The 11,701-nt window shown below is 50.9% G+C and carries 8 protein-coding genes and 5 tRNA genes; 12 read left to right on the top strand and 1 reads right to left on the bottom strand.

Going from position 1 to position 11,701, the window contains the following annotated elements:
• Position 1 precedes the first annotated feature (1 nt).
• From HRH59_RS14820 to HRH59_RS14840, 5 genes are all read left to right on the top strand, one after another.
• Positions 2–75, top strand: a tRNA-Arg gene (locus HRH59_RS14820).
• A 66-nt stretch (positions 76–141) separates the two neighbouring features.
• A tRNA-Arg gene (locus tag HRH59_RS14825) sits at positions 142–215 on the top strand.
• Positions 216–281: 66 nt separating this feature from the next.
• Positions 282–358: transfer RNA gene (locus HRH59_RS14830), tRNA-Arg, on the top strand.
• A gap of 63 nt (positions 359–421) precedes the next feature.
• Positions 422–498: transfer RNA gene (locus HRH59_RS14835), tRNA-Arg, on the top strand.
• Positions 499–561: 63 nt separating this feature from the next.
• A tRNA-Arg gene (locus HRH59_RS14840) sits at positions 562–638 on the top strand.
• A gap of 138 nt (positions 639–776) precedes the next feature.
• On the opposite strand, the gene HRH59_RS14845 is transcribed toward HRH59_RS14840, so the two are convergent.
• The gene (locus HRH59_RS14845) at positions 777–3,065 is read right to left on the bottom strand and encodes a TonB-dependent receptor domain-containing protein (protein WP_173502055.1); all 2,289 of its coding nucleotides are present in this window, start codon (positions 3,063–3,065) and stop codon (positions 777–779) included.
• A gap of 220 nt (positions 3,066–3,285) precedes the next feature.
• Here HRH59_RS14845 and HRH59_RS14850 point away from each other — a divergent pair, with 220 nt between their 5' ends.
• The 7 genes from HRH59_RS14850 to HRH59_RS14880 all read left to right on the top strand — a co-directional run bounded on the left by HRH59_RS14850 (position 3,286) and on the right by HRH59_RS14880 (position 11,621).
• Positions 3,286–4,530 (top strand): glycerophosphodiester phosphodiesterase family protein, encoded by a 1,245-nt coding sequence (locus HRH59_RS14850; protein ID WP_173502056.1) that lies wholly within the window; start codon positions 3,286–3,288, stop codon positions 4,528–4,530.
• Between the two features lie 143 nt (positions 4,531–4,673).
• On the top strand, positions 4,674–5,969 hold the full coding sequence (locus HRH59_RS14855) for a PqiA/YebS family transporter subunit (RefSeq protein WP_173502057.1): 1,296 nt from the start codon (positions 4,674–4,676) through the stop codon (positions 5,967–5,969).
• Positions 5,966–7,633 (top strand): intermembrane transport protein PqiB, encoded by a 1,668-nt coding sequence (pqiB, locus tag HRH59_RS14860; protein ID WP_173502058.1) that lies wholly within the window; start codon positions 5,966–5,968, stop codon positions 7,631–7,633. The genes HRH59_RS14855 and pqiB overlap by 4 nt, the downstream gene beginning before the upstream one ends.
• Entirely contained in the window at positions 7,630–8,169 is a 540-nt protein-coding gene (locus tag HRH59_RS14865) for a PqiC family protein (protein ID WP_173502059.1), read from the top strand. The genes pqiB and HRH59_RS14865 overlap by 4 nt, the downstream gene beginning before the upstream one ends.
• Positions 8,170–8,435: 266 nt before the next feature.
• A complete protein-coding gene (locus HRH59_RS14870; protein WP_173502060.1) occupies positions 8,436–8,675 on the top strand; it encodes an OadG family transporter subunit in 240 nt (79 codons plus the stop codon).
• 12 nt (positions 8,676–8,687) lie between these two features.
• Positions 8,688–10,469, top strand: a complete 1,782-nt coding sequence (gene oadA / locus HRH59_RS14875) for a sodium-extruding oxaloacetate decarboxylase subunit alpha (RefSeq protein WP_173502061.1) — start codon at positions 8,688–8,690, stop codon at positions 10,467–10,469.
• Positions 10,470–10,490: 21 nt separating this feature from the next.
• Positions 10,491–11,621 (top strand): sodium ion-translocating decarboxylase subunit beta, encoded by a 1,131-nt coding sequence (locus tag HRH59_RS14880; protein WP_173502062.1) that lies wholly within the window; start codon positions 10,491–10,493, stop codon positions 11,619–11,621.
• The last annotated feature ends 80 nt before the right edge of the window (positions 11,622–11,701 follow it).

Raw genomic sequence — 11,701 nt, forward strand, 5'->3', positions numbered from 1 at the left:
CGGACGCATAGCTCAGCTGGATAGAGTACTCGGCTACGAACCGAGCGGTCGGAGGTTCGAATCCTCCTGCGTCCACCCTCTGAATCGGGCTGCACCTGGCACGCAGCATTAAATAAAGTGTGCTACAATTAGCAACACCCCGGACGCATAGCTCAGCTGGATAGAGTACTCGGCTCCGAACCGAGCGGTCGGAGGTTCGAATCCTCCTGCGTCCACCCTCTGAATCGGGCTGCACCTGGCACGCAGCATTAAATAAAGTGTGCTACAATTAGCAACACCCCGGACGCATAGCTCAGCTGGATAGAGTACTCGGCTCCGAACCGAGCGGTCGGAGGTTCGAATCCTCCTGCGTCCACCATCTGAATCGGGCTGCACCTGGCACGGTGCATTAAATAAAGTGTGCTACAATTTGCAACACCCCGGACGCATAGCTCAGCTGGATAGAGTACTCGGCTACGAACCGAGCGGTCGGAGGTTCGAATCCTCCTGCGTCCACCATCTGAATCGGGCTGCACCTGGCACGGTGCATTAAATAAAGTGTGCTACAATTTGCAACACCCCGGACGCATAGCTCAGCTGGATAGAGTACTCGGCTACGAACCGAGCGGTCGGAGGTTCGAATCCTCCTGCGTCCACCATATACGAAGAACCCGCTACGGTTAACGCCTTAGCGGGTTTTTGCATTCTGACGTGATGCAAACTGACGCAGGCGGGTGAGAAGCTTCAGCAAATAAAAGAAAGGCGCTGTATAGCGCCCTTGTGCAGCTGAGAATGGTTTAGAAGCCCAGACTAACGGTAAAGCTTACTGTGCGGCCTGCACCCAGCAGATAAGCGCCTTCCTGACCACCGCTGATATAATTTTTATCGGTCAGATTATTTAATGTCAGTGCCAGATCTACCCGATTAAACATCGCCGCAGCGGCTAAATCGTACTGATAACCCAGATAAGCATTAATGATGGTATGCGCAGGGATCGGATCGCGGTTCCACTGAATAACACCATCAATTTCATCGCGTCCGGCGGCGCCATAATACTCTGCAGTGTGTTTGCCGTTGATACCGGCACGGTAACTGCCATCATTGTAGTTTAACGCCAGGCTAAGCATTTGCTCCGGTATTGCTGCCACTTTGTCGCCGGCGCGGTAACCGTTGATAGTTTCACTGTATTCGGCACTATTAACGGTTAGTGCTGATGTGAGCGACCAGTGTTGAGCAAAACGCCAGTCGAGGTTGGCTTCTATGCCGCGGGATTTCACACCGCCGACGTTAACAAAGGTACCGTCTAGCTCAGTTAAGTAATCCGGCAGGTCGCCGATCTCCTCATAGGCCAGTAAAGTGATACGGTTGTTAAAGTTGACATCATAATAGGTTGCAGACCAATTCAGCGAATCGCCGAAGTAGCGTAAGCCAAAGTCGATATTATCAGCTGTTTCTGCTTCCAGTTCGTCAAAATCCTGACCAACGGTGTTTAACAGCGTATCCGGTATGGCTTTAAAGTTTTCTGCATAACCGGCAAACAGTTCCAGTTTGTCCGTCAGGCGGTATACCACACCAACGCCGGGTAAGATGTCTGAATCACTGTCCAGTTTACCGTTATTACTGTTGTCGAAATTGTCCGTGCGCTCAATATCAATCAGGTATTGCTGCACTCCCAGAGTCAGTTGTAAGTCACCAAAGCTGATGCTGTCCTGCAAATAGTACTTCACTACGCTTTGTTTATAGTCATCATCAAATTGCACCCAATATGGCGTGTTATCAAAGTAGTGGTAAACCTGCGGGTCCAATACCTTATGCCAGTCGCGGCTTTGGTTACGGTCTTGCTGCTCCAGCCACAGGCCGGCGCGCAGCAGGTGGTTAGCCAGGGTCCAGCGCAAATTGGCCGTAGTGCCGTAACGCTGCTTTTCATAGTGGGTGTGGCGGTAAGACGATACCCGGGTTGCGCCGGTGGTATCGGCATCGGCAGCTAAAATCGGCTGACCGTTAGCATCAACGTAGTTATAGGTAATTCGCTGCTCGCCATTGCCCTTGCTAATCAAATTGCCGTCTGCGTCTGTGGCGTAGACCTGATAAGGCGGTAACCAATCACCACGGCCATTTTGCAAATGCAGGTAAGGCGTAATGTCCATATCAATGCTGTCGCTCAGATCAAATTCTGTTTTGACATACGCCAGCATATTTTCGCGCAGGGTTGACCAGGCTTCGGCAAAATTTTGATCGATGTCAGGATCGCCGGTCCATGCGCTGGTCAGGCCGTCCCACTGTGGGTTTTGTTTAAACTGTGCCAGCGAGCGGTAATCATAGTTGTCTTCGTGGGCATCGTCATAAGAAATACGCGCCGTAATACGGGCGCGCTGCAGTTCGGTAATACTTTTTGCTTCAACGTGAAAGCGTTCAGCGTAGCCATTACTGCCGCTGCCAATCCAGCGGTTGTTAAAACTGTCCGACAGGCTGAAATACGCTGTGGTGTGACCGAGAATTTCGCCACTGTCGTAACGGGCAAAATAGCGCCGTGCATTATAACTGCCCTGCGAATAGCCGACTTGAGCACCTTGTTCGGCATTTGGGTTTGCTGACACAAAGTTTAACGTGCCACCCAGCGCATCCAGTGAGGCAGAAGCGATATCAGCAGCGCCCTGGCCTACTTCAACATAGCGGGTGTTTTCACTGTCCAGATAGCGGTTGGCTTTGCTGCCGCCGGCATAAGCTGAACCGCCGTTGGGTACACCGTCTATGGTGATACCCAGTTGCTGATCGGCGCGGTCAATAACAAAGCCGCGCATACTGATGGTGGTGGTGTAGTCATCACTGCCAAAGGCATCGCCCTGGCCGACATTTACGCCAGGCAGATTATTCACCAAATCAAGCACATTGCTTATAGGGGCTTGAAACTGTGCCGTATTGGCATCGGTGCTGTTGTTGGCGTAGCTGACACGCTTGCCAACAACCGACAGCACTTCAACATCGCTTTCTGCGGCGGCGACAGTAATGTTTTCTTCAGCCTGTGCTGTGCTGCTTAGCAGGGTAGCGATGGCTAATGTTAGGGTATTTAACCTGAGGTTGTGCACAATGAGTCTCCCGAACTGATGTAGTAATTTTGTTGTTATGGCCGGACGAGCTGCCGACGGCGAGCCATTGTGTAGAAGCAGTGTTTAAATTGTGTGACTTTAAAATGTATTTACTGTGTAACTAAAATGCGTTTTTTATGACGTTATATTGGCCGGGGTGCCGGGTTTAATGTGTTTGTCATAATACTTGCCCAGGCTGTAGCAAAACGCAGGAGTTGTTATGAAGCCAATATTTTTATGTTTAACTTTACTACTGGCAGGTTGTAAGTTGACCGGTAGTGCTGAAACAGACGCTAAGCCGCTGGTGTCGCCCGGCCCCAGGCCGCTGTATTTGTTACAGGCTTTGCCTGACGATGATTTAAAACAGCGACTGCAAGCTTGTAAAACACAGCCATTCTATCGACATGACTTTTCTATCGGCCATCGTGGTGCGCCGTTGATGTTTGCTGAGCACAGTAAGCAGTCTTATCAGGCGGCTATCGATATGGGGGCAGGCATAGTGGAATGTGATGTGGCCTTTACTGCGGATAAACAGCTGGTGTGCCGGCATGCACAGTGTGATTTACACCAGACCACGGATATTTTATTGCGCCCTGAGCTGGCAGCAAAATGTGCTGAGCCTTTTAGTCCGGCAGAGCCGGCCAATGGCAAAGCGGCCAGCGCACGTTGCTGCACCAGCGATATCAGCGTGGCGGAGTTTAGCGGGCTTTGTGCCAAAATGGATGGCGTAAACCCTCATGCCCAAAATGTCGCGGATTACGTGCAGGGCACGCCCGGTTGGCGTACCGATTTATACAGTCAATGTGCCACACCGATGACACATCAGGACTCTGTTGCTTTGTTCAAACAGCAAGGGGTAAAAATGACCCCTGAACTGAAACAGCCGCAAGTGCCGATGCCGTATAGTGGCGGCTACCGTCAGCAAGACTATGCGCAGCAACTGGTGGATGAATATAAAGCAGCGGGTGTGGCGCCGTCTCAGGTGTATCTGCAGTCGTTTAATTGGCAGGATATTTTGTACTGGCTTGAGCATGAGCCGGAATTTGGCCGCCAGGCGGTATGGCTCGATGGCCGCTATGAGCAGCCGGATTTTAATCCGATGCAAAGCCGCAGTTGGCAGCCGTCGATGGCAGAGCTTAAAGCCAGCGGATTGAATATTATTGCGCCGCCGTTGTGGCTGCTGGTAACAGAGCAAGACGGCAAGATAGTGCCGTCGGCTTATGCGAAGGCCGCAAAAGCCGCCGGACTGGAGATTATTGCCTGGAGCCTGGAGCGCTCAGCACCGCTGGCACAGGGCAAAGATTGGTACTATCAATCTTTGCCGACGTTGGCAAAACATGACGGTGTTGTTTTACAGTTACTTGATGTACTGGCACGAGATGTCGGGGTGACAGCGGTATTCTCAGATTGGCCGGGGACTACCACGTTTTACGCGAATTGTTTGTTAGGCGATGGCAGTTTTTAAATGCTAAATTGTGGCTGCTGCATCGCTAAGTTACTGTGATTGTGCTATAAATTGTCATCGTAACGGCGCGGTTTTACTCAGGCTAAGTTCAGCTTTGGTCTGCTACAACCGTGCTTCCGGTAAAACACAGGTAAGCCTGCACCGTGACAGCATCTGCAATTCCCGCCACACCAGCTGTGCTAAACACCGAAACGGCATCTGCCGCAGCGGAGCTGACGTTATGCCGGCATTGCGATTTGGTGCAGGAGTTGCCACCAATATCCGCCGGTGAAGAGGCCTGCTGCAGCCGTTGTGGTCATCATTTGGATGCCCGGCACCGGCAACCGGTGTTGCGGCCTGTGCTGTATGCCGGCAGTGCATTGTTTATGTTACTGCTGGCTAACTTATTTCCGTTTGTCAGTATGTTTGCTGCCGGTAACAGCAACGAGATGAATTTCTTTGACACTTCTTCCGTACTCTTTACCGAACATCATCAATGGTTAGCCGTATTAGTCTGGTTGTTTATTCAGGCCGTGCCGGCCGCCTGCATGTGTGCCATCTTGTATCTGAAATTGGGTATGCTGTATGCGCTGCCGGCCAGGACCTGGGTGGCACGGGTACTGTATATGCTGAAGCCCTGGAGTATGGTGGACATCTTTCTGATGGGGCTGATTATCAGCTTTGTGAAGTTGGTGGCCGATGCAGATATTTCATTAGGGCCGAGTTTCTGGGCTTTTTGTCTGTTTTGTTTGCTGCATCTGCGGGCGTTTCAGGTAATAGACCGGCGTGAGTTGTGGTCGAAAATTGCGCCTTGTCCGACACCCCGGGTTGCGGCTCATGCCGGCAAAACCGGCCTGGCACAAAATTTAAAATTGTGTCAGGTATGTACGGCTATTATTCCGGTCACGCAAACACATTGCAGCCGCTGCCATACCAAGGTGCGTTTGCGCCAACGCTGCAGTATACAAAATACGCTGGCGTTATTAATCGCGGCCAGCTTGCTGTATATTCCGGCCAATTTAATGCCGATTATGCGCACGGTGTCGTTTGGCGAAACCATCGATTCAACCATTATCAGTGGCCTGGTGTTGATGTGGCAAGATGGTGCCTATCCGGTGGCGATTATTATTCTGCTGGCCAGTGTTGTCGTGCCGGTCGTGAAAATACTGATAATGTTTTGGTTATGTTATTTAACCGCATTGCCGTTAAACCGGCGTCAGCGATACTCAACACAGATTTACCGCTGGGTAGATTGGGTAGGGCGCTGGTCTATGGTGGATGTGTTAGTGGTGGCCATTATGGCGGCATTGGTGCGGTTTGATTTATTAATGAGTGTTTATCCCGGCACCGGGGCTTTGGTGTTTGCCAGCGTGGTTATTTTAACCATGCTGGCAGCGCTGAGTTTTGACCCGAGGTTATTGTGGGATCCGTTAGCAGAACAAGCAGGGAGTTCGTCTTGACGCAACAACAGAGCGCACAAGTTCGCCGTATCCGGCAATGGTCGCCTATTTGGGTGGTACCGATAGCTGCGGTGCTTATCGGCCTTTGGATGCTATACAACCACTATCAGCAGCAGGGCGCTATGCTCACATTGCTAACGGCCAATGCTGAAGGAATAGTAGCCGGTAAAACGCAGATAAAAAGCCGCAGTGTCGATGTCGGCCAGGTGGTGTCGGTTGAGTTAAGTGATGATCTAACTCAGGTAATTATTAAAGCGCGGATGAAGCCGGCTATTACATCATTACTTAATGCCGATTCGCAATTTTGGGTCGTCAAGCCGCAAATAGGCCGCGGCGGTGTTACCGGTTTAAATACGTTATTGTCCGGTGTTTATATCGAGCTGCAGCCGGGGGATTCCGCACAGCAGCAGTTGCAACATCAGTTGCTGGATACACCACCGATAGCGCCGGCCGATGCCCCTGGCGTTCGGGTTATTTTAAGTACCGCAGACAGTGGTGGTTTAGCGGCCGGAGATCCGGTGCTGTACCGCGGCTATGAAGTGGGCACAGTAGAAATGCGGGAGTTTGATCTCAGCACGCGGCGCACACAGTATCAGTTGTATATTCGTGAACCGTTTGATGTATTGATCTCCGAAAACGTCAGGTTCTGGCGCAGCAGTGGTTTCTCGTTTGATTTATCTGCAGAAGGCCTGCAAGTGGATGTGGGGTCAGCTACCACCTTACTCAGCGGTGGTGTCAGTTTCGATCTGATGCAAGGCTGGCCGGCCGGTAATGCAGTAAAGGACGGCACAGAATTTCAGCTGTTCCCGAATAAGCAAAGTATTCAGGATGGTTTATACAGCGAATTTGTGGAATACCTGTTGTTTTTTGATGAGTCGGTACGGGGATTAAAAGCCGGTGCGCCGGTGGAATATCGCGGCGTGCGGGTAGGCACTGTGGCCAGTGTGCCGTTTTTCTTCGCGATTGATAAGCCATTTGAAGTGTCGTTACAGCAGGGCATACCGGTACTGATCCGCATTGAAGCCGGCCGTTTATATGAGAACCTCAGCCTGCCACAGTTACGCGAAGAGCTGAAAAAGGCTATTAACGGCGGCATGCATGCCGCATTAAAAACCGGTAATTTGCTTACCGGTGCACTTTATATTGATTTGGATATTAACCCGGAGCCTGTTATTGACGCTGAACAACAAAGCTTGCAACAGCAGCGTTTGGCGTTAAGCGACAGTGCCGGTTATCCGACGCTGCCCACAGCCCGTAGCGGTCTGAGTAATATCGAGCAAAAAGTGCTGTTGGCACTGGATAAAATAAATAATCTGCCGGTTGAGCAGTTGCTGGTACAGAGTGAAAAAACGCTGCAGAGTACTGATGCGTTGATGCAAAATGCGCAGCGTATGGTAGCGCAACTTGATGCTCTGGTGGCGAACCCTCAGATGCAACAGCTGCCGGGCCAGTTGCAGCAAAGTTTGCAGGAATTGCAGCGGATGTTAGCCGGCGTAAGCCCCGGGTCTGCTGCTTACGATAAACTGAACGGCAATTTACAAACATTGGATCAGGTACTGCGCGAATTGCAACCGGTACTGCAAACGTTAAACCAACAAAGTAATGCACTGGTGTTTGCCGCCGATGCCCCTGCAGATCCGCAACCGAAGAGAGCAAAACAATGAAAACATTTACACTACTGCTGCTGTTGTTGCTAAGCGCCTGCAGCAGTCAGCCTGCCGTCAGTTACTATCAGCTGCCGGCAGTGGCGCCCTCTGTTGCGCATAGCAAGGCTCCGGCGGTGTATATAGAGCCGTTGCAGGTTGCCGGTTATTTAAATGGCCGCGGCCTGGTGTTGCAGGTGTCTGATGTCGAGCTGGTGATGGCACGCCAGCATTTATGGGCTGAAGCGTTAGAGCAGCAATTGCAGCGTCAGTTGCGTGACTTGCTGGCGCAAGGCAGCAATGGCTTTACTGCAGTATTGCAGCCAGCCGCAGCGACACCAAGGCTCACGGTACAGTTGGATCGCTTTCATGGGCAGCCGGACGGTTATGCGGTTGTCGGTGGTTATTTTGCCGTCAGCAACCAGCCGGCTATGTACGCGTTTAATTTTCGGATAGCGCTAACCAGCGATGGCTATCCGGCATTAGTTAATGCTCTGGCTGAAGGCCTGCAACAGCTTAGTGTTATGATCCGCACACAACTTAATACGCCGGTTTAAGCCTTGCCGCCGCATTTATTCTGTTGCTGATTTATTCTGCTTATCATTTATTCGGATGGCTAGACATTCGAATGTCTTTACGTGTAATGTAGTGGCGTTATGCAAATTGTTAGCATAAATAGCAACTATCACGCAGTTTTATTTAAGCTATAGCAATTGTTCTGCGCATAATGCCGGTTGGTTAAGAAAATACCGGCCGCTATGCGTCGGTTACACTATTCTGAAAAGCAAGGCATTGTCGACAGCAAGGATAAGGAGAAAGCGCCATGGTCGCAGAATTAATGCTGGAAGCTGCCAATCTGATGTTGATTGGTATGGCAGCCGTGTTTGCGTTTTTGTTATTGCTGGTGCTGTTGGTACAACTATTAAGCTCGGTAATGCAGCGCTATTTCCCGGTTAAGCCGGTAGAGAAACCGGCCATATCAGATACTACGGCTAAAGGACTGAACCCGGCGGTAGTGGCCGCTATCACCACTGCGGTGCATCAGTATCGCCAACAACAATAAGAGGACACCGGCATGAGTAAGCCATTACTGTTAACCGAATTAGTTCTGCGCGATGCGCACCAGTCTTTACTGGCCACCCGGTTACGCCTGGACGATATGTTACCGATAGCAGCTAAGCTGGATAAAGTAGGCTATTGGTCAATGGAGTCCTGGGGCGGCGCTACCTTCGATGCCTGTATCCGTTATTTAGGCGAAGACCCCTGGCATCGTATTCGCGAGCTGAAAAAAGCCATGCCGAATACTAAGCAGCAAATGCTGCTGCGCGGGCAGAATTTACTCGGCTACCGCCATTATGCAGATGACGTGGTAGAAGCCTTTGTCGAGCGGGCACATAAAAATGGTGTGGATGTATTCCGTATTTTTGATGCGATGAATGATATCCGTAATCTGCAAACTGCAGTGCAGGCGGCAATAAAAGTGGGCGCACATGCCCAGGGCACCATTTCTTATACCGTCAGCCCGGTACATACCGTCGATATGTGGGTAGATATGGCGCGTCAGCTCGAAGATATGGGCTGCCATTCTATCTGTATTAAAGACATGGCCGGTTTGCTTAAGCCTTATGTCTGTGAAGAGTTGGTTACCCGCATTAAAGAAGCCACCAAAATTCCGTTAGCATTGCATTGTCATGCTACCACTGGCTTGAGTGTGGCTACTTACCAAAAAGCTATAGATGCCGGTATTGATATGCTCGACAGCGCTATTTCATCAATGAGCATGACCTACGGCCACAGTGCCACGGAAACGATGGTGGCGATTACCGAAGGTACCGAACGCGATACCGGGTTAAATCTGGAATTATTAGCCGATATTGCAGCTTACTTTCGTGATGTACGGCAGAAGTACGCCCAGTTTGAAGGTTCATTAAAAGGTGTGGATGCCCGCATTTTGTTAGCCCAGGTGCCCGGCGGCATGCTGACCAATATGGAAAGCCAGTTAAAAGAGCAGGGCGCACTGGACAAGCTGGATGCGGTATTAAAGGAAATACCGCATGTGCGCGAAGATCTGGGCTTTTTGCCGCTGGTAACGCCAACCTCGCAAATTGTCGGCACTCAGGCGGTACTTAATGTTTTAACCGGCGAGCGCTACAAAAGCATCACTAAAGAAACGGCCGGGGTATTAAAAGGCGAGTACGGCGCTACGCCGGCTCCGATGAATACAGAGTTGCAAACCCGTGTACTGGCCGGCGCTCAGGCTATTACCTGCCGCCCGGCAGATCTGCTGGAGCCGGAGCTGGACAAGTTGCAGGCCGAGCTTAACAGCCTGGCCGGTACTGAAGATATTCGTTTAGCCGACGCGCAGATTGATGATGTATTAACCTACGCGCTGTTTCCGCAGGTTGGCTTAAAATTCCTGAAAAACCGTGATAATCCGGCAGCCTTTGAACCGGCGCCACAAAGTAGCAGCGACGATAAAAAAGCCGCCCCTGCCAAAGCTAAACCGGCATCAAGCGGCCCGGCCAGTTACAGTGTGCGGGTTGATGGTAAGGTATATGAAGTGGAAGTGGCGCCAACCGGTGAGCTTAGCTCGGTTAAACCGGTCGTGTCAGAAAATATCCCGGGCAGCGCTTCGGTTACCGGTAGCGGCACGTTAAATGCGCCGCTGGCAGGTAATATCTGGAAAATAGTCACCAAAGTTGGCGCTGATGTGAAGCGTGGCGATGTGGTGATTATTATGGAAGCGATGAAAATGGAAACAGAAATACGGGCAGTATCAGATGGCACTGTAGTCAATATTCACGTGGCTGCCGGCGATGCGGTAAGCACCGGTGATGTACTAATTAGCTTTGACTAACCCGTGCGCTGAGGAATTTTCATGGACGCAGTAACAACGTTAATCGCCTCGACCGGACTGATGAATTTCAGTGTCGGTCAGGTTGTGATGATGCTGGTAGGCTTTTTATTATTGTATCTGGCAATAGCGCGCGGCTTTGAGCCGTTATTGCTGTTACCCATCGGCTTCGGAGCCATCTTAACCAATATTCCGCTGGCCGGTATGGGGGAGCCAGGTGGTTTGTTGTATATGATTTACGAGGTGGGTATCGGCACCGGTATCTTCCCATTGTTGATTTTTATGGGTGTGGGCGCGATGACCGATTTTGGTGCCCTTATCGCCAATCCGCGTATGTTGTTTTTGGGTGCTGCCGCGCAGTTTGGCATCTTTGCTACCTTATTAGGCGCGGTGGCACTAAATGCAGTGCCGGGGCTTAGTTTTACGCTGAAAGAGGCATCGGCTATTGCCATTATCGGTGGAGCCGATGGCCCTACGGCTATTTTCCTGGCGTCGAAGCTTGCGCCGGATCTGCTTGGTGCTATAGCGGTAGCGGCCTATTCTTATATGGCGTTGGTGCCGATTATTCAGCCGCCGATTATGCGCGCGTTAACCACTAAAGCTGAACGCAATATCCAGATGGTGCAACTGCGGGTAGTCAGTAAAAAAGAGAAGATCATTTTCCCACTGGCTGTATTGTTATTGACCATTTTATTACTGCCAAGTGCGGCACCACTTATCGGCATGTTCTGCTTGGGTAATTTGATGCGTGAGTCGGGTGTGGTTGAACGCTTAAGCAAAACTGCCCAGAACGAACTGATCAATATTGTGACCATTATGCTTGGTTTGGCGGTGGGGTCCCGCTTAAGCGCAGATAAATTCCTGACTATGCAAACGCTGGGTATTTTGGTGTTAGGGGCTGTGGCTTTTGCCATTGGCACAGCGTCCGGGGTACTTATGGCGAAAGTCATGGCGAAGTTCTCTAAACAGCCGATTAATCCGTTAATTGGTGCCGCCGGAGTGTCTGCCGTGCCGATGGCGGCGCGGGTGGTAAATAAGGTGGGCCTGGAAGCTAACCCGCATAACTTCCTGTTAATGCACGCTATGGGGCCAAATGTTGCAGGTGTAATAGGGTCGGCCGTAGCCGCCGGTATTTTGTTGGCGCTGGTTGGTTAAACTTACTACATTTTGCTGCTGAATAAAAAAGCCACCGTAAGGTTAATGCCGATCAGATAAGAATTTTTCAGATCGGTTGA

The sequence above is a fragment of the Rheinheimera lutimaris genome (genome assembly GCF_013283795.1).
Classification (GTDB): Bacteria; Pseudomonadota; Gammaproteobacteria; order Enterobacterales; family Alteromonadaceae; genus Alishewanella; species Alishewanella lutimaris.